This is a genomic window from Pseudoalteromonas sp. MMG006, from assembly GCF_018101025.1.
In the GTDB taxonomy this organism is placed as follows: Bacteria; Pseudomonadota; Gammaproteobacteria; order Enterobacterales; family Alteromonadaceae; genus Pseudoalteromonas.
This window is the reverse complement of sequence record NZ_JAGJEJ010000002.1, coordinates 25,116-49,923: the sequence shown is the minus strand read 5'-3', so window position 1 is coordinate 49,923 and position 24,808 is coordinate 25,116. Positions and strand designations below refer to the sequence as shown.

Genomic DNA, 24,808 nt, shown 5'->3' with positions numbered 1-24,808 from the left:
TAACACTCAATAAATGGCTCAAGTTGAGCCATTTTTTATGTCTGTTTTTCATACTTTAAGCAATAGCTTTTAAGTTGAGTAACCACCTCATTAAACGATACTTCTAGGGTTTTCATTTGTTCAATATCAATTGAGTTACCTTCTGCAAGTGATTCAATTTTTTGACATATATCGGCAAGTTTAATAGCTCCTACTGATTTAGAAGACGATTTTAATGCGTGAGCCTGAAAAGCTAAATCTGGGTAATTGTTATTTTTAGCGTATGCGCTTGCAAGCTTTACCTGTTCACCCGCAGTTTGTAAAAACGCATTAAACACCATGCAATGGACCATTGGGTCATCACCGAGCATTGATCTAAGTAAAGGAAGATCTAATTGATCAAATGCGCCTGATTTTACACCTGCTAACGTGCTTTGTTGAGGCTGTGTATTCATCATGGTTTGAGAGTGTTCCATGAGAAGAGATTTAAGTTTTACAAGCTCAATAGGTTTAGTTAAAAACCCGTTCATACCTGCATTATAACAATTATCTATATTATTTTTAGTAATGTTAGCGGTGATGGCTATTATAACTAATTCATTAAATTGGTGGTGACTACGTATTTTTTTTGCAAGCTCAAGCCCATCAAGTAAAGGCATTTGAATGTCGGTTAATAATATATCAAATTGGCTATTTTGAAGTGTCTGCCACGCTTGCTCTCCATTACTCACAAAGGTTGAACTGACTCCAAGCATCGTAAGTTGTTGCTTTAAAACTTGCTGATTAGTCACCTGATCCTCTGCGACCAATACCTCGAGCGTGGGAAGACTTACAGCATTTAAATTTTGTTTTGTTACTTTAACGGTATGCTCTTGTAGTGGTAAATTTTCCTGTTCAAAAACGTTAAATGTTAAGGTAAAACATGAACCCTTTTGTTGCTCACTTTCAGCACTCAGAGCCCCCTGCATTCGCTCCACTAGCTGCTTGGTTATAACTAAACCTATTCCAGTGCCATTTACTTTACTTGTTTCAGCACCTAAGCGGTCAAAGGGTTTAAATAAACGATTCATGTCATCGGGCGCAAAACCACACCCCGTATCAATGACCTCTATTTCACATTGTTTGTTACTCAATACTCTGCAGTTAATATTAATGCTGCCATTAGGTTTATTGTATTTTATGGCATTAGAGAGCAAGTTAAGCATAACTTGTTTAAAACGGCGCTGATCCACGTAAATACTTAAACCTTCAAGCTCGTCAAAACCACTGGTATGGATAGAGATTGATTGGCCTTTTGCAAGTTCACCAACGAGCTCAACTGAACTTTCAAGAATATTTTTTAGTGGTGCATAGTCAAAAGTAAACTGCATATTACCCGACTCTATAGCCGTTAAATCAAGTACATCATCTATTAGTAATAATAAATGCTCACCGGCTTGATAAATGCTTCTCCCATTTTCTTTATGTACCTTACTGGCCTTATCATCATATTCGTATAACTGTGCAAGGCCCAAAATAGCATTAAGCGGTGTTCTTAGTTCGTGACTCATACTAGCCATAAAGTCAGACTTAGCCTTACTCGCAGACTCCGCTTGAATACGTAAACTGTTTAACTTTTGATGGTTGCTTGCAACTTCGTTAACCATATTATTAAACGCACTTATCACACTGCCTACTTCATTTTTTTGCTTTTTTTCAATATGACAATCAAAGTCGCCTTTAGCTAAACGTGAAAATGATTGCTTTAATTCCCTAAGTGGCGATGTGACCCTATAATCAACAAGCCACGCTACGGCAATAAATACAATGGCCAAAATCATCAACTGTATAGATATTAGTGTGTAGTGAAGTTTTGATGATTGAGCAACTTCGTCCTCAAAGTTAACAACTAAACTAATATAGGCAAGTGGTTTGTCCAAAAATTCAACCTGCTGAGTAAGCAGCATATCGCCACTATTAGCAGTGCCTATCCAATCCTCGAGCGGATATAGTTGGTTTCCTGTTTGCGCATCAACAATTTTAATGCCTTTCCAGTTTGAATGTATTTGCAGTTGACTGTCTAGCTCTTCGTATAGCTGCGCATATTGCCTAGTAAGTAATGGGGTAGTAATAGATGTTGATAACTGGACGAGCGATCGCTGTGCAGATTTTGATAAGTCGTCATTTACCCAACGAGCCTGCTCAGGTAAAGCATAAAATATAAAAAGGCTTGCCATCAGTAATCCACATAGCAATACAACAATAAAGCTTTGCGCTCTTAAGCTCCTAAACCCTCTAATTTTCAACATAAAACTCACGTAATCCCCAACGGGACAACTGCTGATATTCAGCCAAAGTAGCAATTTCAGAAATGTTAATAGGTATACCCTGTAGTAAGTGTCTGTCGCTAGGATTTTTGCCTATTTGTAAAATAGCCTGCTGTACTTTTTTTTGTATCTGCTCTTTTACTCTAGGGTGACCCACAATCGGGTGACGACTTATTTCACGCGTTTTATAAATAACTTTAAGCTTACTTTGTAAGTTTTTAGATTGTTGTTTTAGCGTACCAAGCACCCCACCGCCAGCTTTTGTCGAGTTTAGTGCTACATTTAGATATACAGATGAATGAGTTTGTACATAAACTGGTTTTATTTGTAAGCCATACAGTAGCGCTAAATCGGCACGCATAAGTAGTGACGCCCCCAATGCATTAGGTGCAGGAAAGGCAATTTCAGCTCCATCCAACTCTTCTACACTCTCTATACCACTATTCTCGTTAACAACTAGTACGCCTTGTAATTTCCTGCTAGCGTCTTTTATCAGAGGTATATAGCCTTGTTGCTCGTATGCAATTACGCTGTGCCAGGGGTTCATATAAGCAAAATCATACTCACCATTAGCAAACGCTTGTTCAAATACCGGAATAGACTCAACAGTAACTAACTTTATTTTTATGCCTGTTTGTTTTGATACTTGCGCAAGTAAAGGCTGCCAAATAGCATTTAGTTTTTGAGGCTCATATTGAGGCACTACCCCGAACGTATATTCTTTTGCAACTGAGCACGAACAGTACAATAAACATAATAGCGTAACTACAAACTTCATTAGCGCTCCTAAATATAGTTACTAAGTATCTTATACTTAATAGCTTAGTTAACGAACACTAAACTCACCATAAAATTATTACATATTCGATATTTAGCATTTACCGGTTTTGATAATAGGTGGTGTTGGTGTGTATTTTTTATGTGTAAGCAAATAACGTAAACTCACAAATGTGTTGTAGGTACTTTTCAGTCCAACCTTATTACTTAGCCAAGTAGGTATTGCACCGCCAGGCAGAGCATATAATTGGTATTCAATCGTAAGTTGGTCTTTGGACTCAGTGAGAAGCCAGCGTGCGTTTAAAGTCGTAATTCTTATAACGCCATCATTTTTTGGCAACTCATTAGGGCGAGCATTAATAAGTAATTGGCTTTTATTTGCAGTTAACTGTGAATAACAAGTGTGGGTAATACTGTCTCTATCCCGCACCGGCCAAGGTGAATTAATATAGCTGTAAACTAGATTTTCGGATGGGCTTATATATTTAATTGTTTTTACTTGAGATACGTTTTCGAGCCATTTGGGGGCGGTCTTAGTATCACTTAGTAATGCTAAAAAGTCATAGGTGGATATACTATTAACGCTCATCTGCGCTTTTACTTTAAAAGTATTATCACTGGAATTTTGATAAAAAACCCTTACGCCATTTTTGTTTTTATACAAATGCCAGACTGGCTCAGCGTAAGAATTGGGACTCATTAATAAAAAAATAATAACGAAGCACATCTGTAATATATTAGTTTTACAAACGTGCTTAATCATTATTGCCAGTAAGGCTCTATATCAAATGAAGCTATACGACTTTGCTCCATAGCACTTACTAAGTATTCAGACTTTTGCTCAAGCCACGATTGGATTTTAGATAACTGTTCATCTTCTTGCCCTGCACATAGCTGTTTTAAATATTCAAGGGTACTGAGTTCGTATATGCCATGAGAAATATCAAGCCATGGTAGCCTAAACTCCAAGCGCTCTTCTTTATCAAACAACGAGCCTAAACAATTACCACTGAGCAAACTATTTTCAAGCTGAGTGCGCAAGTTTAAATACGCCGTTACATCAAGCATTTTTTCTTTAGGTAATAGTTCGTGCAGGTTTTTCCAGTCTTTATTAAAAAGTCTTTTAGCAATAGATGACACACTTTGCTCTGCAGCTTGAAGCTCAACTTGCCCCCAATCTTTTCGCCAATGTTTATCTATTAGCCACGTAGTTAACGATAACAACAAGCGATTGTATCGTGCGCTATGAAACAAAGCGTTTATATCATCAATGCTCGGCTGCAACTCTTTCAAATCACCAATCACTTGGGCAAGCGCTGGTGCAGCATTAATTTTTTTATAAAATGCATGGCGCTTAGATGTGTATGTTTTAAGTTGAATTGCATTTTCAACCCATGCTAATTCACTTAAAAGCCATTTAAGCTCTGTTCGAAGGTGATCGGTACTTTCTTTAGAAACAATATCGTCGTAAAGCCAAAATGTATGACGAATTAAGCTAATGCCATCGGTAACGCGCTTAAGCGTTTTTAAGCTTGGCTTATCGAAATAACACTGCTCATGCTTTTGAACAAAACGAATACCAAAATTCATAGCTTCTATAAGCGCCTGCTCTTGGCTTGCTGAGTTTGGTAATTTAACAAAACCAATAGACTTACTTGGAGTTAGCGGGTTCTCATCTGCGAGTCGATATCCGCGCGCCGCTTTAGAATACAACCCCAAACGAATGCAGTTTTGGCTAACAAGCTTATCGGCCAGCGAAAACAGCTCATTACGACTACCTTCAACCAGTTCAATTTCAAGCTCGCTGATAATTTCAATCTTACCCGCCGCTGCAATTTCGCCCTTATCAAGTACTACTTCAATTTTAGCGCCACTTTCGGTTTCTATTAACCAGGTACGACGTATAAAGTTAGTACTAAATATTGGATACAAGTTTTTAGAAATAGCGCTTACTTGCATACCGTGCGGCCAAATACTGGCATCAAACGCCATCAAGTTAGGGCGGTTAGAATCAATAGGTAAATTATACTCAGGCCGCTGATGCAAACCACCTACTACCTCACCTGCAAGCTTTATAGTTTGCTCACATTGGCTATCGGCACACCGGGTTCTAAAGCCAATATCAAGCGCTCTTAACTCACGGCTTGGTGTGTCGTAGTATGCATTTTGTAAGCTGCGTGACGGTTTATTTTTAACCGTTTTTGCAAATTGAGTAATTAACGAGGGGATCAGTGGAATTACGGCATCTGATACCAAAAACTTCAGTTCTATCTCAGTATCCATTCGGTCTGCGGATTACCTTTATAATAAATAAGTGCTCAAAATAAACAAAGCGCTTTAACAATGCAAATTTTTTAGCCTTATTTTAAAACCTAAGCCTTAGCTGGGTTACAATATCAACCTTGCTATTGCGCTATTAAATCCATACTATCTGACTACTTATGTGAAATAAAAATCACGACAATAACGGACTCGGTAAGACCAACAAGGTAGATAAATGCTAAAACACTGTTTATTTGGGCTACTTTTAACAGCCACCACATTTATGAGCCACGCAGAAGAAGCTCAACCAGCAAATTCATCAAATGCAAACACCGCTTATATTATCGACAACTTGTATACTTTTATGCGCTCAGGTGCAGGTAAAAATTATCGGTTATTGGGTTCAGTTGATGCAGGTACACAATTAACTTTATTATCAGGTGAAGATAACGGTTTCATTAAAGTAAAAGATGATAAAGACCGCGAAGGTTGGATAGAAGCTAAGTTTATTTCAAAAACGGCTGGCATACACCAACAGTACAAAACGCTAAGCAGTGAAATGAGCACTATTCAAGAAAAACTGCGTCAAGCACAAATAGAGCTACCGCAGTTACAAGAGCAAAATCAAACCCTGACAGACCAAAACCAGCAGCTATCAGCACAAATTACAAAACTCAAAACAACCCTTGAGCAAGAGCGAGTGCAAAAGCAAGCAGCAAGCTCTAAAGAAAAACGCCAACTGTTAACTTATGGCGGCGCTATTGCATTTTTTGGCTTGTTTTTAGGTATTATATTAACAATTGTGTTGTCGCGTCGTAAACGCTACGAAGGCTGGGCATAAAACCTAACCTGCACAGTAAAATAAAAGCCGCTTAATAGCGGCTTTTATATTTTTAAAGATGACAGTAGCTTAATCTTTAAAACACTAACGCCTACGTTATGTATACTCCCATAGGCATTACCGACAGTTAAACATCATACTTATAAAAGTAACAAACTGCCTAAGCCTAAAAAGGTTACAAACCCGACAATATCCGTCACAGTAGTTAAAATAACCGAACCCGACAATGCAGGATCTATTTTCATTTTGTCTAAAATAGACGGTATAACGACACCCGCTAGTGACGCTGCTACTAAGTTTAATAAAATAGCCACCGTAATGGTTATGCTCAGCATTATGTCGTTAAACCACAAATAAGTAAGTGCACCTATTACAAAAGCCCAAACTAACCCGTTTACAGCCCCTACTCGTAACTCTTTTTTAAGTAATGCATTACGGTTAGAGTCTGTAACTTGCCCGAGCGCTAAACCGCGCACAATAACAGTAAGGGTTTGACTACCTGCAATTCCTCCCATAGAAGCAACTACCGGCATTAATACCGCAAGTGCAACTACTTGTTCTATTGTTGCGCCAAACAAACCGATAAACCACGATGCTAAAAAAGCAGTTACTAAATTAATACCTAACCAAATACCACGGTTCTTAGCACTTTTGCGAACACTTGCAAATAGGTCTTCGTCTTCACGTAAACCACCGGCTTTAGCCGCTGCTTCATCGGCCATTTCTTGGCGTAATTCGTACGCTGATGCAATCGTCAAACGCCCTAATAATTTATTGTCTGTATTAACAACTGGCATTGCCATTTGCTCTGAGTGGATTACCACTTCAGCAGCTTCATATAAATCGTCATCTGCATGCAACGATGAAAAATCATGGTTAGCAAGCGCCATTAAATTATCGCCATCATTGGCTTTAATTAAATCATTGACAGCCACCTCACCTATTAAGCTCCCTTTACGGCTCACTAAATAAATAACTTCACTGTATTGCGGCAAGCCTTTATGTAACAACTTTTTAGCGCCACCAGCGGTTAGTTTTTCCGACACTTTTAAAAAGTCAAAGCCTAGCCAGTGACCTAACTGCTCTGGCGGGTATTGCTGCGCAAGGTCATATTGCTTTGTTTGTGCTTCATCGAGCTGCTTCTTTGCATATTCAACAAAACGCTCTGGAATAACTTCTTCAAGCTCAAGCAGTTCCTCTACGTTAACCTCGTCAAGTAACTTAAACGCATCGGTGTCATCTAACGTTTGTAGTAGCCATAAACAACTGTCTTCACTTAAGTTAACAAAAATTTCGTGCTGTGTGTCTTCATCTAATAACTGCCATATTTCAAGGCGCTGCTCTTTAGGTATTGCTTCAAATAATAAAGAGAGGTGCTCTATTGAAAGCGTTAACTGTGCATCTTCTAAAAGTTTGTTTTTTCGCTGAGTAGTCTCACATTGCATCAAATCATTTATGAGCTGTGGAAGTTGGTCTACCGGATATTCAATCATCTTAAACCCTTAAAATTAAAAAATGCACAGTGCTAATAGTGTACTTAAACAGTAAAAAATCATGCGAAAATCGAGAACTTATTAAACATACTCTCACTAATTTTGCGCATTGTATGGGCAAAGCAAATGTTGTACTAATGTTTATTTAAAAAATATTAAAAACAGTCAAGGAAGTTATTGTTACACTGATTTTTAAATTAAGTGCTGATTAAATAGGTTGGCTGAAATAAAAAACCCATATTAGCAAGCTAACATGGGCTTAATCACATAAAGAAATTGGTATTTTAAAGTCTGTCGGTAATATTACGCACCAAGTCAGAATTTACGAATTGAGTAATAAGCGCAGCTCCCCAAGCATAGCCACGCTGAAGCGGATAGCCTTTAAATATCCAACGTTTACGCACATGATTAAACCGCGTTAAGTAACTTTTCTTAGCATCTGGTAATGGTTTATCACTTAGTTTATCCCACGCTTTATACACGCCCGACATATCAGAGCCACGCATAAAGCGTTGTAACCAGCGCGGAAACCGCGAAAAGCTCATTGTTGACTGAAAATCGATAATATAAGGCTTACCATCATTGCCGCATAAAATGTTTCCCATATTTCGCAAATCTAAATGCACAAGGCCTTGGCGGTGCATTTTTGCAACTTGGTGCTCAAGGTCTTGAAAGAAGTTAACCGGTAGTGTTTTACCTTCATGTATTAAACTTCTAAGCGGTGTACCTTCTATATACCCATACGCTACTGTGATTGGTGATAAACGACTATACCGATTAACCACCGCATCTAACTGCGTCAATCGACTTAAACCTTTATATTCTTGATTAACAGATAATCGGGCGAATGTTTTACGAATAAACCAAGGGCTTTTGCTAAAGTCTTTTACAATTAAATCAAATTTTTCGTCTTTATATCTATACACAATCGCATTCGCAAAACGCCCCTTATGAACAACACTTAAATGATGTTGCATAAATGAATGTTCCGGGAATTCCTGCTGCAATTGCACTAACAAATTATTTTCAATCATAACAAACCTAACAAGATAGTAACTTTGATTGCCTAGGCAACCATATTATCAAGATTAAGATATGTACACAATCAGGTTGGGCAATTCGCTGGCTAACTTTTTACTGAGACAGTATCGCTATTTTATTGATAATCTACTTTTGAGGCGGGTTTGGTATTGAGTCTAGGTTGTTTATAGCTTTAAATAGTAAATCAATAATTTGATTTTTTTCAGGTTCAGAAAAGCCATTTAATGCTTGAGCGTACACCTCGTTTACTAAAGGCATAATTTTAGGGCATAGCGCCCTACCCTTTTCACTCAAACTTAGAATAGTTGAGCGCTTATCAAGCTCGCATTTTGTTTTGTTAATTAACCCTTTTTCTTCAAGACGCTTTAATAAACGGCTCATTGCACCGCGATCATAAACCATATACTCACACAGTCCTGCCAAGGTATTTACAGACTTTCTGGCGAGCAATACTACAACAATATACTGCGCTGAGGTTAAATCCATTGGCAGTAGCTTGGCATCAACATGAGCTGCAAGCCTTGAGCGCAAAAACGATACTAAACGACCTAAATCTTGCTCAGGCAAAAGCGCATTTCGGTCACAGTGTTTAATTGGTGGTATTTCAGACATGGATATTTCACTATATAGATATATTTACATGCAGATAGACTGAGCTAACTAAAAAAAATTCAATAAACTTTATAAGCCCCTTAAAAATAAAGCCGCAAATTGCAGCTTTATATGTGAGTTTTATATCTGTTAGATTTTAAACTGCCCAACTAGCTGACCCAAGTTATCACCTTGCCCAGCTAAATGAAGGCCCACTGATGAGGTTGTTTTACTCGACGTCGTTAACTCATTTACTATTTCTTGAATAACAAATACGTTACGGTTTATTTCTTCTGTTACGCTACTCTGCTCCATCGCTGCAGTCGCAATTTGTGTACTCATATCGTTAATATTTCTCACAGAGCTTGTAACAGCGCCCAAGCTTTCAGAAATAGCACGAGATGACTCTACAGAACGGTTGCAACTTAGCTGGCTTGCTTGCATTGCCTCTACTGCGGCTGTTACTAAATTGTGTAACTCACTGAGCATTTCACTAATTTCAAGCGTACTTACTTGAGTTCGACTCGCAAGGCTTCTCACTTCATCAGCAACCACTGCAAAACCTCGCCCTTGCTCGCCCGCACGCGCAGCTTCAATGGCTGCGTTTAATGCAAGCAGGTTTGTTTGCTCGGCAATACCACCAATAACACTTAATACACTGTTAATTTTTTTAGATTGATCGCTTAACGAGTCAACCTGTTCAGCAGCTAAGTTTATCTCACTCATTAAATGACTCACTTCACTGAGTGAAATATCAACACACTCTTGAGCTTTAGCTACTTCTTGGGTTGCTGATTGGGTAGACTCAGCCACTTGCGTCGTATTTTGCGCTACTTCATGAGATGTCGCCGACATTTCGGTAATAGCAGTAGCAACAAGATCAGTCTCATGGTTATGATTAAGTAACTTACTTTCAATTAGTTGCGTTTGTGTATTTATATCACCAGAGGCGGTTTTTACATCATGAGTAACATCAACTACATTGGCAATAATACCGTGAAGCTTGCTTACAAACATATTAAACGCTTCGCCAAGTTGGCCAATTTCATCATTAGTATCAATGTCTAATCGCTTCGTTAAATCACCTTCACCTTTGGCGATATCATCTAAACTTTGCGCCATGCGCTGGATAGGTTTAACCATGGTATTTGCAGCTATTAATGCACATGCAATTGTCAGAACAAGCCAAAATAGCGCAATCAATAATAGTGTTGTCACTTTATCGTTCATGTGCTCTGTCATAGTATTACGATATTTAGCTAGTTCAGCATCAATGTCATCCATGTACTCGCCTGTGCCAATCATCCAGTTTGTTCCTGGGATCATGGCTGCGTAGCCCATTTTTTCAATTAAGCCGGTAGTGCCTGGTTTTTGAAAGTGATAGTTAAAAGCGCCTCCCCCTTTTCGGGCTTGATCAAGTAACCCCACAATAATTTTTTTACCGTTAGGGTCTGTCATACCTATTTTGTTTTGACCTTCAATAGCATCACCTAACAACGCATGAAACACGCTTACACCATTAGTGTCGTAAATAAAAAAGTAACCACCTTGCCCAAACGTTAAATCTCTTAAGGCTTTTTTTGCATCTTCTTGTGAACCATTCGCTAATTGATAACGAACAACCTTACTGGCGATTTCTATTTCAGTGCGTAGTAAAGTTTGCTTATCGTTTATAAGTTTGGTTTTAAATGAGTCAAAATTTTGTTGCTGATTTTTATTCTCCAAATAATAAGAGCTCAACATTAAACTAATCAAAAGTAGCATTAGTGGCAAAATAGCTAATAACAACAGTTTGTTTTTTAAGCTTAGATTACTCATTATTTCTCCGAGTATATAAATATATTGAGTGGTAGGATTCATACCCATCTAAATACAGGTTCTAACACTATCGGTAACGATAATTACAACTCTATTTTTATTAAAGTTTTAAAGTGATTAGTTAAGTATTAATAAAAGCTAGACTGCGCAAACATTCAGATTGGTCTATTAAAAGCATTATAGTCTTTATAGTGTTGCATTTATACTAATAATACCAACACTTTAGTCGTAAACACTTTACAATGGCTAGCTCTTTAATTAGTAAAAATAAAAACTAACCTATAGAGTGATCTAAATCAAATTTCACTACGTCGCAAGTTTGCCTGCCGTTATACTGACAAGTTCATACCTGTGGCGTGTCAATTTAAGTAATTATGTTGAGCATCACAGCATCTATAGATATCAACAGCCTACTAACATATAATAAGCCTATATTACTAATACAGAATAACTAGCATTAAAACGGAAAACATCACTTTGAGTCATAGTTATAATTTAATAGAAATGAATTACAAATGAAGTATTTTTTATACCTTGCGCTCTTAGTATCAGTCCATGTATTTGCAAAACCTGTAAATAATAGTATCGCATTTTACTATTCATCCCCTATGCCACTGGCCGAAATGACTTTTTACTCTCGAGTTGTCGTACAACCTGATTTAGTAACTGAGCATGAGCTTGCATGGTTTAAAAAACGTAACATAGCCGTTTATGCCTATTTAAGCGTGGGTGAATCATTCAATAAAAGTGAATCATCACTTTCACTAAACCCTAACTGGAATAGTCACATTGCCGATTTAACTTCAAGGCATTGGCAACAACATATGCAAAACAGCGCAGCGTCGTTAAAAGCGCGTGGTTTTAGTGGTTTGTTTTTAGATACCTTAGATAGCTACCAACTTTTAGATGCTAAACATAGTAAGCCAGAGCAACAAGCGGGCTTAGTAGACATCGTAAAAAACTTATCGAATACATTTAATAAACACCTTATTCTTAATCGGGGATTTGAGGTATTGCCTAAATTAGCGGGTTTTGCCAACGATATAGTGGCTGAAGGTTTATACAGTCATTATAACCCAAGCGATAACAGCTATAAGTTAACCACAGAGGACGATCAGGCATGGTTAATTACACAGCTTAATAAAGCACAAACCTTAGGTTTTAATGTACAAGTTATCGATTATGCAAAGCCAAATAACCGCCTTGCAATGGCACTTAAAATAAAACAAGCAGGTTTTACCCCGTGGGTTACCGATGGGCACCTACAAACATGGGGCACATCGAGCATAAAACCGGTACCTAGGCGAGTTTTAATCCCTTATAACAGTAATGTTAAACCGCTTATATACACACTTGTTCATTTAAAACTAGCCACCATGATTGAGTACTTAGGTTATATTCCTGATTACATTGATATGGCAAAGCGCCCGCTGCCATTGGTGGATCCAAGCCTACATGCAGGTATTATCTCGTGGACAGTTAGTGATGCTTTTTATACTCCTACACTTACAAATTGGCTTGAATCTAATTTAGGTGTAGTCCCACAACTTGTTTTAGGTGAATTACCTAACGCATCTAAGCTGTTATTAAAATTAGGTGTAGAGTCGTTAAACACCTTGCCTAAGGCGCCTTATGAGTTAGCTCACTTTGAGCCTTGGCTAAAAGGCGAAGCAACGACTGCGCCGGCGATAACTAAACCTTATTTTTTAAAGCTCTCAAAAAATGCAACGCCATTAATCACTATTAACTCTGCAGACAATTCAACCGTTATTCAAGCGGCAAAAACGAAGTACGGCGCCGTAGTAGTCGCGCCATGGTTAATAGACACTCTCCCAATGGAAGGTAGTAAATGGGTTATCGACCCTAAAACACTGCTTACAAAAGCCATGGGGTTACCGCCAATTTTAGTTCCCGATACCACCACACTTAGTGGCCGACGTATGCTCACTATTCATATAGATGGTGATGGATTTACAAGCGTTGCGCATTTTTCGGGTAAACCTTATTCAGCAGAAGTCATTCGTGATGAAATCATTAAACATTACAAACTGCCACTTACTTCATCAGTAATACAAGCCGATATTGAACAAGGCGGCTTGCACTCAAAAATGAGCCCGAAACTTGAAGCTATTGCGCGTGATATTTTTGCCCTGCCCTACGTAGAAGTTGCTTCACATACTTACAGTCATCCATATTTTTGGACAGCCCTTTCTGGACGAAAGAAAATTGACGTAGACGATACCGATTATGGGTTTCATTTAGATGTACCTGGTTACGATAGTATTAGTCTTAAAAAAGAAATTACTGACTCAATAAAATATATTGATGAAAAGCTAACACCTAAAAACAAAAAAACAGTCATGATGCTTTGGTCGGGAGACGCAACGCCTGGCCCTAAGGCACTTGAGCTAGCTCGCGATGCTGGCGTGCTAAACGTTAATGGTGGTAACACCGACGTAAATGCAGATAATCCTAGCCTTACACATGTTTCACCAATTGGCCGTCCTGAGCGTGATTTACTTTATCAAATTTATGCGCCTATTCTTAATGAAAATGTTTATACCAACTTATGGCACGGCCCATATTATGGTTTTAAGCGCTTAACCGAAACATTTGAAATTACAGAAAAACCATACAGATTAAAGCCCTACACTATCTATTTTCACTTTTATTCTGCAGAAGTGCTTGCAGGGCTTGATGCACTAAAGCACAACATAGACTACGTATTAGCGAGGCCAAATACACCCGTACATTTAAGTGATTATGCAAAAATAGCAAAAGACTTTTATTTCTCTGCACTTGCAAAAAACAGTGACGATGAGTGGCTATTTAGCTCTAAAAGCATACGTACTTTGCGTATCCCAAGTGACTTTGATGTACCTAATGTTACTCAAAGCACCGGGATTTCAGGTGTTACACAAAAAGGCGATTACATACACATAACTGACGATATAGCACAATTAAGCTTTGACCATACTCAAACCAATAACAGTCCTTATTTAGCATCAGCAAACGTTGCTATTGATGCATGGCAAGTTAATGGACCTGTAAGCTTCAAGGCATGGGTTCCCGCTGCTTTAGATTTAATTAATGCACGTTCTTGTGAATTTATCTCGCACATGGGTAAGCACTTCAAAGGGACTTCACGCGGTAAACTAACACAATTTAAGCTGCCAAAAGGTCAATTTTATGGTTACTTAAACTGCAAAAGAGGTGCATTTTAATGAATAACAAAAAACGCCCTCAATTAGTTTCTTTTAAAACAATTTTAGCTATTTTAGCGGTTAGTTGTTTTGCACTTTATGCTTTGTTTCCAAACACTTTATTTTTTGAAGAAGAGGCACTTTCACAAGATTACACTTTTGAAAAATCATACTTAAATGCCGCACTTAATACTGACCCAAATAATGAAAAACTACGTGCAAAAAAAATAGAACTGCATATTGGGCTAAGCGAATATTCACAGGCAACTAACGAACTAAACAAGCTTCCTAAAAGCGATAAAAAAACGGAGCTTGAAATAAGGCTACTCTATGCATTATGGGTAGATAGTGGCGCCAGAGAAGATGACAGGTTAGAAGAGCTTTCGCTTAAAATTACTGCATTTAATAACTGGAATGAAAAAGTACTCAAAATAGCCAAAGCAATTGGCTTAAATGAAAAAGTCGCACAATATTACGCGCAAAAAAACCAACCTCTTGTTGCAGCTGATTATTGGCTAAGTGCTGGCATGCCAATAAAAGCACTCGCCATTTATAAAAAATATATAAATGCTGATATTGCCGTAAAAGCCATTGAAACCGCCCTAGGTGCAGATAACCCTAAACAAGCTTACGCATGGTGGAAAACCTACGGCGATGCAAAAAACACTAAACGCACTCTTTATTTAGCTAATTTAGCTGGTAACACTGAAGATGCCGCCAAAGCTATTGAAGTATTGCTCAAGGAACAACCTAATAACACCCAATATTTAACGCAGGCCATGCAACTGCGTTTAGCTAATGGTAATGCTAAAGGCGCAGAGCAGTTATTAGCAAAGCTATTGTTAAAAAGCCCAAGTGATAAAGAGCTTCATTTGCTTAATTGGAAAATTAAGCGTTGGCAAAATAAACCAAGAGAAGCGCTCAAAGAGTTTAAGTGGTTAATGGATAATAGAGCAGTAACCGCTGCGATGCTCACCGACAGCATTAATGATGCTAATGCACTTTATCTGTATCAAGATGCTGACGAAATATACGAATACAAAGCACAAAATAGAAATCTTAAAGGCAATGGTTTTGCAAAGTGGATGCAAACGAATGAGTTTATTGGTAATCCAAAACAAGAGCTAAACCATATAGAACGCTTTGAGCAAATAAATGGTAAAAGTACCCTTTCTCAATACTGGAAAGCAAAAGTACTGCACGATACAGGAAATCTAAAAGCCCTAAGAGCTTTATGGCCAACGTATACGGGCCCTAAAAACGAAGAAGATTTACTGTGGATTGCTCGTGCATTTTGGCTAAAAGACGACTTTAACACTGCATTACAAGTGCTCAAAAACAAAACACAAAGTTCAGATGATGAATTTTGGAGTGCCCAAGTAGATATGGCTATGCGAGTGCAAGATAAAGCCCAAGAGCTATATGCGCTTGAGCAACTAAAAAAGATTAGCCCTTTAAGCGTTGGTGATATGCTTCATTACCAACAATTACGCTTTGCAGGTAAACCAAAAGAATTACTAGCATATTTATGGGCCAGTGAAAATAAAACCGACAGACAGCTAATACAAATAGCATTGCTTAGTACACAAGTTAATGATGCAGAAGCGGTTGCGCGTATTCATGCTGAACTTGATAAGCAGCGTTATAACAAAGCGCTCTACCCTGCTTGGTTGCTGCTTTCTAACTGGTATCAAAACCAAAGTGACTTAAACTATGCGTACACTACATTAAATCGCGCGGCTAAATTGAGTGAATACAACCCTGATGTTGTGTTAGCGCAAGGTTGGCTCGCACTACAAATGCACGATACTGTAATGATAGAGCGTATTTTAGCTAATTACTCTCAAAATGATCCGAGTTACGAGTGGACACAGCTTTTAGCTAGCTTATCAATACATCAAAAATCATATAACAGCGCTTATTTTTACCTACGTAAATTAGCCATAAGCGACCCTAGCGACTTAACAACTTTAGTTAACTTAGCTGACGTAATGAAGCAGTTAGGCTATTACGCAAACGCAACTGAGTTAAATCATTATTTGTTGCAGCATTTACCAAAAGATAAGTACGCATACAGAGGCTTAATGTTTCGCTGGGCAGGTGCTATGGCGATGCCTCACTTAATGCAACTTAATACAATGGATGAACTAGCCTCAGACACCATTGGCGAGCCGCGAACAAATTGGTGGCTTGCAAGGCGGGCCGCAACAAAATTAGAGCCTTGGCAAAAGCTTCAACTTTATATGACCAATGGTGAATTTAATAAAGTTAAACAGCTTATGGCTGAGGGCTCACTAAGTAAACTTGATGAACTTAATGCACTGCTTTATTTAAAACAGCCTTATGCCACTATGCAGCGATGGTACGAAGAGCTAACCGATGAGCCTAACGAATCACAATTGAGCTTACTTAGAAATGCTCGTACATCGTACTTTAGAGCACTTGAAGTTAACCTCTCCCCGGAAGCCGGATTAAACAGCAGCCAATACGATGTAAATGTTTACTTTCCGTATGCTAATGGTCAGTGGAAGCTTAGTATTAGCGATCAGCAAAACTTAAATAACAATGGATTGCTGTTTGCTATTGAAGACAAAATAACGCGAGGCCGTTGGTACTTTGATGCCAAAATTGACTCCCACCAGGGAAGTTTTGCAAGACGCCAAGGCCTAAGTTTAGATTCACGTTATCAGTGGAATGCGCGTACACAAGTCGGTTTAAAGCTTGAATATAACGTAGAGAATCGCCAGTCCGAAGCGCTACTTAGCTATGCCCAATTAGATAAAGCAACGGCCTACGTTAATTACAACATTGATAATAGACAAAACGTGCAGCTGTCTGCGGCAGCAATGTCATTTTCTCAAAGAGATAATGGCAGTTCATTAATTAACGGCCAAGAGTATAACGCTCGTTACCAGTACAGTATTTTAAAAGATCGCCCAATTTGGAATGCGTATTTTAGCGCCCAATGGCAAGATTTTGAACGCGTTAACGCATTAATAAATACAGAGCAAAGACCATTAATAATTGATTTGCAACCTTTTAGACGCTTTGCGCTAGGTACTTCATTTGCATCAACGGGCTCACTAGAGCCACCGTATTTAGGAGCAAGTCCTTCATGGCTATTCGACATAAGTACGGGGTATCAAACACTTAACGATACGGTTGATGTATCTGTTTCAAGTGGCGCAGGTTGGTCTGTACTGGGCGACGATTTATTTAAATTACAGCTGGGTTATCAAAGTAGCAATAAAGTAGGTAACTCAGATACACAATTACAATTAGGTTATTACGTACATTTTTAAATGTTAGGAGAGAGTATGTTTCGTTTAATTTTACCGTGTTTGGTATTACTATTATCAGCATGTACCACCAGCAGAGTAGCTGATGATGTAGAGCTAAACTCTAGTGTTACAGTGGCTTTACTACCGCTTGTAAACCACGCACAAACCCCACTTGCAGGTGAGCGCGCTGAGGATATTTTAGCAAGCATTTGGCAACAAAATAAATTACCGGCATTAATCCGTGCTCCTCGCGTTAATACCAAAGAACTCCCTCCTCTTGACGATCAATACCGTTTAGATAATGCAATGCAATGGTTAAGTACTCAACAAGCCGATTATGTATTATCTGGCAGTATTGAAGAGTGGCGTTATAAAGCAGGCCTTGATGGCGAACCAGTTGTAGCGCTTACTTTATCACTTAGCGTTAATGGACAAACAACTCCAGTATGGACTGGCACTATAGCTAAAAGTGGCTGGGGCCGAGATAGTATTGCCGCAACAGCACAAGATGTAATTGCTGATTTAATTTCGTACATAGAGGTTAGTGAGTGAAAACACATTTCCTTAGACCCAGAGAGGTTCCTGAGCTACAAATATGGGCTGAGGTGGTTATATTTACCGCGCTTGCTTTAGGGCTGCCTGTATTATTTAACGCCGAAGACCCTTTTTGGACTGAGGGAGGCTTTTCGTGGCCAGTACTTGGCCCATTATTAGTTGCTTTACGCTATGGTTTTTCAAAAGGTTTTATTAGTATTTTATGCTTACTTGTAGGGCAATTATTATTACTAAAAGTAACTATTTTATCTGCCCAAAGCGGGTTTAATATTAACGCGATGATTGGCTATATCATTGTTATTATGATTGCAGGCGAATTTAGAGATATATGGGAACGTACTAATCAAAAGCAAAGTATTGAGCTTGAATACGTAACTGACAGACTAGAAACCTTTACTCGCCAATATCATTTAATTAGCTCATCGCACGATAAAATAGAGCAAATGTTAGCAGGACATACTCTGAGCTTACGCGAATCTTTACAAGAAGTTAGAACCTCCATAGGCCAGTTACAAGAAAGACGATTAGACAGTGCAGCATCAAAAATTATCGATCTATTTGTCGAGTACGGCATGCTGGAAAAAGCGGCTTTATACAAAGTAGAAAACGATACTATTTTGGAACCTTCCCTTGCAAGCATTGGCCAAATGGGTACACCTGAGGCGAATGATCCGCTTGTACTTGCTATGTTTGAAGAAAAAGAGCTTGTATCTGTAAAAGATGAAAAAGCATCATCAGGCCTAAGTAAGTACCATATCGCTATTCCTCTAATAGATGTAAACAACACTATTTATGGCGCTATATTGGTTGAAAAGATACAGTTTTTTGCACTCAAAAATACCACACTTACGCTTCTTGCCGTAATGGCTGGGCACATTGGCGATCTACTTCGCCATGAAATAACAAACCCAGTTATGAATAAAGAAGAGTCACCTTACTTTATTAGCCAAGTTAAACGTGCTAACAAAGAAGCCGAACGTTACAACATTCCATCGCAGCTGCTCAAAATAAGAGCCATGAGTATTTCAGATAAATCGACCCAACTTATGGGGTATTTAAATGAAGCTCGCCGTGGGCTAGATATTTACTTATACGACAATCAAAACCAAGTGTTACTGCTATTAATGCCCCTTGCCGATGAGCTTGAAAAAGCAGGTTTTATTGCCCGAATGAACACCTGGTGTAAAGAGCGTACAGGCAACACCTTAGCTGAGCTTGATATTGTTATCGAGCAACAAGTTTCTTTACCAGTAAGCTCTGATGACATAAAGCGAATGGTTTCACTGTCATGATTATAATTATAGTGGCCGCTATAGTGGGGTGTATTTGCCAATACTTTGCACTAATAGAAGTACTAAAAGAACCTAATTGGCTTTTGGCAATATCACTACACGCCATAGCGAGCGCTCTGTTTGCTGTGGTTAGCTATTTTTTTATACCCCAAAATTATAAAACCACACTTTTTAGCGCCTTTACATTACTGTTTTTACTACTTTTTACACTGCCTGTACTAGGAATTATTGGTGTAGTGCTTATGATCACATACGCACTTTGTAAACCACTTAAAAATGATGATATAGAAATAGAAGAGCATAAAATACCTGAGCTTCCCTTTGAAGCCAGGGATATATCAGCGACGCCAACCTACTCAATTGGCGGCTTAAAAGCAATTTTAAAACATGCCAGTGAGCCTAATAAACGCTTGAGCGCTGTGATGGCCGCACGTCACATGAGCGATTCACAAGCTATTCCTATATTAAAACTAGCCCTTAAAGATTTAGAAGACGATATTCGCTTATTAGCCTACTCAACGCTTGATGGTAAAGAAGCCAAAATAAATGAAAAAGTCAGTCTATATCAGCAAGAAATAGCCCATACAACCAAGCAACCCAAACTAAGCAATTTACAAAAACAGCTTGCTCAATTGTACTGGGAGCTAAGCTATTTAGGCTTAGCGCAAGGCGCACTAAAACAATACGTCCTAGAAAAAGCACAAGCACTTGCGCTGCAAAGCGTTGAGCAAGTAAAAACCCCTGCCACTTTTATATTTTTAGGTCGAATATGCCTTGCGCTTGGCAAGTATCAACAAGCACATGAGCATTTAGCACTCGCCACAGAGCTTGGTATGGCAAGGCGGCATGTATTGCCATACAAAGCTGAAGTAGCTTTTTGTATGAACAAGTTTGATGACTGTAAACGCTACCTAAACGAGCTTCCTATGCAGCCTAAAGGTAGCGAGTTACGTCATTTACAGGAGTACTGGCATGAGCAATAAAAACGCCGATATTTTGCTACTTTTAGAAGGTACATACCCTTACGTGCGTGGCGGTGTTTCGAGCTGGGTTCATCAGATTATTGAGGGGCTCCCTCATTATAACTTTGAACTTATATTTGTAGGTGGAGCACCTGAGCATTATAGCGAAATTCAATATACATTGCCTAAAAACGTAACCAAACTGCATGTTCATTATTTAGTTGAAAATAACACTGTTGAAATTAAAGCTAAGCATGGCGTTAAGTATAAAAAAGAGTTATTTGATTTTTGGCAGCAACTGCAAAGTTACTTTAGAGATTGCAACGAGCCTATACCTACAGAGTTATTAAAATTTGCTTTTGAAACATTGTCTAAAAAAGATGGCATAAACGAAGCTGACTTTTTATATAGCGAATCATCGTGGCAAGTACTTGCTAATTACTATTTAAAATATTGTGATGAATCTTCTTTTATCGACTTTTTTTGGTCGTATCGTAATCTATATAAACCTTTATTTAAAATAGCCGAAATTGCACGCGGACTTCCTAACGTTAAACTCATTCATTCTATATCTACAGGTTATGCGGGTATTTTAGGCGCAGGTGCCAGTGTAATAAGTAACACGCCATTTTTGCTAACCGAGCATGGTATTTATACCAAAGAGCGGAAAATAGATCTTATCCAAGCCAGTTGGATTAAAGAGTCTGAGCAAAGTCTAGGAAAAAACTTAAATACCGAAATGGGTTTTATACGCCGTATGTGGATCAGTTTTTTTGAACAAATTGGCCGTACAACATATCAAGAAGCTGACAGAATTATTTCTCTTTATGAGGGAAACAGGCAGCGCCAAATAAAAGATGGCGCAACTCCCAATAAAGCCTTTGTGGTACCCAATGGTATAAAAACCTCACGCTTTGTTGAATCTCTAGCAAAGCGACCTAGCAAAATACCACCCGTAGTAGGTTTAATAGGTCGCGTAGTGCCTATAAAAGACATTAAAACCTTTATACGTGCTATTAAAGAAGCCCAGTCGAGCCTGCCAAATGTTGAAGGCTGGATCATAGGCCCCTTTGAAGAAGACCCTCAATATTACAAAGAGTGCCAATTACTCGTAGGCAGTTTAGACTTACAAAGCACCATTAAATTTACTGGTATGCAAGATATAGCTCAAATTTTACCAAAGCTAGGAATTGTCGCGCTTACATCTATTTCTGAAGCGCAGCCATTAGTACTTTTAGAAGCTATGGCTGCAGGTGTACCAGTACTTGCTAGTGATGTAGGGTCGTGCCGTGAAATAATAGAAGGCGGTTCTGAAGAAGATAAAGCATTAGGTAAAGCTGGTGAAGTAGTCTCAATTGCCTCTCCAAGCGAAACTGCACTGCAAATTTCAAACATGCTAACTAATGAGCAAATGTGGTTAGAGTACCAACAAAGCGGCTTAACCCGTGTGCAAAAATTTTATGACGAGAGCCACATGTTTGCCCGTTACGATAAACTTTATAAGGATACAATGGCATGGCCGGAATAGGTTTTGAGATACGTAAAATTCTCAAAAAGAACACCCTACTCTCAGTTTTTGAAGCTTATGGTTATGCTGGATTAATTGGCTCTGGGCCTTGGCTGCTTTCAATTGTAGCGCTAATGCTTATTGGTATATTAAGTTTAGGAATAGTACTGCCAAAAGTACTGCTCATTCAGTTTTTAACGCTTGTAACTTACATGATGGCAGCATCACTTATTTTAACCGGTGGACTACAACTGCTCTTAACTCGCTTTATTGCTGATTTATTTTTTCAAAAAGAAGATGCAAAGGTACTGCCTAACTTACTTGGCGCACAACTTGTAACGACTATAGCGGCACTATTAGTAGGGCTAGCTGTGTGGCCATTATTACCCTTGCCAGTTGTTACTAAAATAATAATTTTAGGCGCTTTTGTAAGCCTATGTAATCAATGGTTAGGCGCTATATTTCTCTCTGGAATGAAAGAGTACAGGTTAATACTCATCACTATGCTCAGTGGTTACAGCTTTATGGTGTTACTGGCTTTTTTACTACGAGACTGGCAAATAGATGGGTTATTTTTTGCCTTTTTTGCAGGAGAGGCTTTACTCTTTTTTAGCTTCTTATTTATGATTATTCGTCGCTATCCAGGTGAGAAGTTTATAAGCTTTGATTTTTTAAATAATAAAAAAGTGTATTACAGTCTGTTTTTTTGTGGCCTATTTTATAACATTGGCGTGTGGGCTGATAAAATTATTTTTTGGTATTCGCCTAGTACGTCAATTCAAATTATTGGCACTCTCAGGGCCAGCCCAATTTACGACTTACCAATATTTTTAGCTTACCTTTCTATCATTCCTGGTATGGCGGTATTTTTAGTAAAAATGGAAACCGACTTTGTAGAAGAGTACGACCGTTTTTATACCGCTATTCGTGAAGGCTCATCGTTAGAAGAAATTTACTATTTAAAAGATAATATGATCCAAACCGCTCGCTCTGGGCTTTACGACATATTTAAAATTCAAGGCATAACCGTGGCTTGCTTGTTGTTATGGGGCGAGCAAATACTTACCTTTATTGGTATTGATCCTAACTACAAAACACTGTTATTTATTGATGTAGTCGGTGTAGGTGTGCAGGTTATATTTTTGTCTATTTTAAATATTTTATTTTATTTAGATAAACGGTCAACCGTGCTATTTTTGGCTGGATTATTTTTAGTTATAAATGTAGTTTTAACCTTACTTTCAATTGCTTTAGGGCCACAGTTTTATGGTTATGGCTTTGCGTTAGCCACTATAATTACCTCTGTTGCTGGGCTATTTTGGCTTTCTAAACAATTTGAAGATTTAGAATATGAAACGTTTATGCTGCAATAATGTATTGTGCATTTAATGGAAACTATATAGGCTAAATTAACCACAACATCTATGTAATAAAAACTTATTATCAAAGGAAGTACTTTATGGAAAAGGGAATTACAATACGTTTTAATATCTTGGCAACGATAGCTTTATGGACTATGAGCTTAGTTTTTGCGTTAACTAATTTTGAAGTAGGAAGTACATACGAATCAAATGCCCTCATAGATATATATATTGACTCTCTGATTGTAAAAATGACATTACTTTTAGCAATATGGGTCGCAAGTGCATTGGTTTTTTCGAAGTTATTTAACGAAATTTGGAATCGCTTAATTTCAGATATTTTTAAAATTCGCCAAATTAATTTTAGCGAATCGTACGCACTTAGCATCTTAATAACATGGGTGTTGTTATCTTAATGCTATTAACTTTTGATAAGCTAGTCTCAAAAAGTGTTAGTAACAAGAGTTTTACTAACACTTTTTAAGTACGCTAAGTAATAATTGCGCCAATATATTTATTAATATAACTATTTACTCACCCAGCGCGCTTTAAAACCACGTGTATCAACATGAATAAATGCGCCTCTGTGCGACTTAGGCCCATAAACACCTAAACCACCTAGTAAACCTTTAAATGACTCTCGTCTAGCTAACGACTCAACTATATTTGCCATCGCTTTAGCATCCCCTATTGAATGCTTACCGTCGTTATTAATGTCATCCATACGGTAGTTACCATCGTTATCTATAAAAATATCGGCAGCATCACCAAATACATGTCGGCTAAGTTTTACATTGCCAATTGATTTGTTGTAGTAGGGAGTTCTATAACCGCTCATAACCACCATGTTACTAACAGGTATACCTTCTAAAATGAGTTCTTTACGTATCTTTTCTAGTTTAAGTAGTAACTTATTTTGTAAAAATAAATACTTTGGGTGCTTACTTCGCTGTTTACTAACAAACTCTTTGAGTGAAAAGTGAGGTGAAATTTTTACGTTTTCATTTTCAGGCGTCACCTCAACAAATCCATCGGGCACTATGTAATGAGCAGTGTCTTTAATCTGCGAAGGTTTAGGGTAGTGGCCAATATGGTAATACTTGAGCTTTCCTCCTTCAACGTTGTCTGCGGGTACTTTTACAAAAACGTTGATTTTCATACGCTGCTTTTTATCGGGCGACTCAATAATTACCGTTGTTAAACCAGACTCTTTGGGTGCTTGCCATTGCCAACGGTTGGTGTCTGTAAGCTTCGATTTACCTTGAGTGTTAATTAGCGTGTAGGCATTTTTTGACTGGGCAAAAAGCACCTCAAACTCAACCTGCTCTTGGGGCATTACAAATAGCGAAAACACGGAGTACGGCATAACTATATCGTTAATTTTTAGGCTAAATTCTGCATCTTCAAAGTTAGCTTTATTTTTTATGTCAACCACTTGATGCGCAGCCTTTACAGGCGCTTCAGCAAATACACTGTTGCTAAATATAAGTGTGAATATGGCGATAGAAATATAATGAATAAATTGCATAACCCCTCTCA

The 24,808-nt window shown here is 38.2% G+C and carries 18 protein-coding genes; 9 read left to right on the top strand and 9 right to left on the bottom strand.

Features of this window, described 5'->3' with window-relative positions; translation table 11 throughout:
- Window positions 1-35: 35 nt before the first annotated feature.
- The 4 genes from J8L73_RS02710 to J8L73_RS02695 form a co-directional block, all read right to left on the bottom strand.
- Complete coding sequence (locus tag J8L73_RS02710; RefSeq protein ID WP_211014660.1) at window positions 36-2,267, bottom strand: ATP-binding protein; 2,232 nt, start codon at window positions 2,265-2,267, stop codon at window positions 36-38.
- Complete coding sequence (locus J8L73_RS02705) at window positions 2,254-3,063, bottom strand: phosphate/phosphite/phosphonate ABC transporter substrate-binding protein (RefSeq protein WP_211014658.1); 810 nt, start codon at window positions 3,061-3,063, stop codon at window positions 2,254-2,256. The genes J8L73_RS02710 and J8L73_RS02705 overlap by 14 nt, the downstream gene beginning before the upstream one ends.
- A gap of 93 nt (window positions 3,064-3,156) precedes the next feature.
- Complete coding sequence (locus tag J8L73_RS02700) at window positions 3,157-3,825, bottom strand: START domain-containing protein (protein WP_211014656.1); 669 nt, start codon at window positions 3,823-3,825, stop codon at window positions 3,157-3,159.
- Complete coding sequence (locus J8L73_RS02695; protein WP_211014654.1) at window positions 3,825-5,345, bottom strand: CYTH and CHAD domain-containing protein; 1,521 nt, start codon at window positions 5,343-5,345, stop codon at window positions 3,825-3,827. Before J8L73_RS02695 ends, J8L73_RS02700 begins: the two co-directional genes overlap by 1 nt.
- Window positions 5,346-5,559: 214 nt before the next feature.
- Here J8L73_RS02695 and J8L73_RS02690 point away from each other — a divergent pair, with 214 nt between their 5' ends.
- The gene (locus tag J8L73_RS02690) at window positions 5,560-6,165 is read left to right on the top strand and encodes a TIGR04211 family SH3 domain-containing protein (protein WP_211014652.1); all 606 of its coding nucleotides are present in this window, start codon (window positions 5,560-5,562) and stop codon (window positions 6,163-6,165) included.
- Between the two features lie 140 nt (window positions 6,166-6,305).
- Here the strand turns inward: J8L73_RS02690 and J8L73_RS02685 are convergent, their stop codons facing one another.
- The 4 genes from J8L73_RS02685 to J8L73_RS02670 all read right to left on the bottom strand — a co-directional run bounded on the left by J8L73_RS02685 (window position 6,306) and on the right by J8L73_RS02670 (window position 11,108).
- Window positions 6,306-7,658, bottom strand: coding sequence for a magnesium transporter (locus tag J8L73_RS02685; RefSeq protein WP_211014650.1), 1,353 nt, complete (start codon window positions 7,656-7,658; stop codon window positions 6,306-6,308).
- 284 nt (window positions 7,659-7,942) lie between these two features.
- Window positions 7,943-8,692, bottom strand: a complete 750-nt coding sequence (locus tag J8L73_RS02680; RefSeq protein ID WP_211014648.1) for an RIO1 family regulatory kinase/ATPase — start codon at window positions 8,690-8,692, stop codon at window positions 7,943-7,945.
- Between the two features lie 133 nt (window positions 8,693-8,825).
- Entirely contained in the window at window positions 8,826-9,311 is a 486-nt protein-coding gene (locus J8L73_RS02675; protein ID WP_211014646.1) for a MarR family transcriptional regulator, read from the bottom strand.
- A gap of 129 nt (window positions 9,312-9,440) precedes the next feature.
- Window positions 9,441-11,108, bottom strand: a complete 1,668-nt coding sequence (locus J8L73_RS02670; protein WP_211014644.1) for a methyl-accepting chemotaxis protein — start codon at window positions 11,106-11,108, stop codon at window positions 9,441-9,443.
- A 515-nt stretch (window positions 11,109-11,623) separates the two neighbouring features.
- Here J8L73_RS02670 and J8L73_RS02665 point away from each other — a divergent pair.
- The 8 genes from J8L73_RS02665 (at window position 11,624) to J8L73_RS02630 (ending at window position 23,685) form a co-directional block, all read left to right on the top strand.
- Window positions 11,624-14,332: an endo alpha-1,4 polygalactosaminidase gene (locus tag J8L73_RS02665; RefSeq protein ID WP_211014642.1), complete on the top strand. Its 2,709-nt coding sequence runs from the start codon at window positions 11,624-11,626 to the stop codon at window positions 14,330-14,332.
- Window positions 14,332-17,613: a tetratricopeptide repeat protein gene (locus J8L73_RS02660; protein ID WP_211014640.1), complete on the top strand. Its 3,282-nt coding sequence runs from the start codon at window positions 14,332-14,334 to the stop codon at window positions 17,611-17,613. The genes J8L73_RS02665 and J8L73_RS02660 overlap by 1 nt, the downstream gene beginning before the upstream one ends.
- Before the next feature lie 15 nt (window positions 17,614-17,628).
- Window positions 17,629-18,144, top strand: a complete 516-nt coding sequence (locus tag J8L73_RS02655; protein ID WP_211001489.1) for a protein PelC — start codon at window positions 17,629-17,631, stop codon at window positions 18,142-18,144.
- Complete coding sequence (locus tag J8L73_RS19475; protein ID WP_211014638.1) at window positions 18,141-19,439, top strand: PelD GGDEF domain-containing protein; 1,299 nt, start codon at window positions 18,141-18,143, stop codon at window positions 19,437-19,439. The genes J8L73_RS02655 and J8L73_RS19475 overlap by 4 nt, the downstream gene beginning before the upstream one ends.
- A complete protein-coding gene (locus J8L73_RS02645) occupies window positions 19,436-20,422 on the top strand; it encodes a HEAT repeat domain-containing protein (protein ID WP_211014636.1) in 987 nt (328 codons plus the stop codon). The genes J8L73_RS19475 and J8L73_RS02645 overlap by 4 nt, the downstream gene beginning before the upstream one ends.
- Window positions 20,412-21,929 carry a GT4 family glycosyltransferase PelF gene (pelF, locus tag J8L73_RS02640; protein ID WP_211014634.1) on the top strand — a complete coding sequence of 506 codons (1,518 nt, stop codon included), beginning with the start codon at window positions 20,412-20,414 and terminating at the stop codon, window positions 21,927-21,929. Before J8L73_RS02645 ends, pelF begins: the two co-directional genes overlap by 11 nt.
- Window positions 21,917-23,281 (top strand): exopolysaccharide Pel transporter PelG, encoded by a 1,365-nt coding sequence (pelG, locus tag J8L73_RS02635; RefSeq protein ID WP_211014632.1) that lies wholly within the window; start codon window positions 21,917-21,919, stop codon window positions 23,279-23,281. Before pelF ends, pelG begins: the two co-directional genes overlap by 13 nt.
- Before the next feature lie 86 nt (window positions 23,282-23,367).
- Complete coding sequence (locus J8L73_RS02630; protein WP_211014630.1) at window positions 23,368-23,685, top strand: hypothetical protein; 318 nt, start codon at window positions 23,368-23,370, stop codon at window positions 23,683-23,685.
- 110 nt (window positions 23,686-23,795) lie between these two features.
- Here J8L73_RS02630 and J8L73_RS02625 read toward each other — a convergent pair whose 3' ends face one another.
- Window positions 23,796-24,797 (bottom strand): D-Ala-D-Ala carboxypeptidase family metallohydrolase, encoded by a 1,002-nt coding sequence (locus tag J8L73_RS02625; protein WP_211014628.1) that lies wholly within the window; start codon window positions 24,795-24,797, stop codon window positions 23,796-23,798.
- Window positions 24,798-24,808 lie beyond the last annotated feature (11 nt).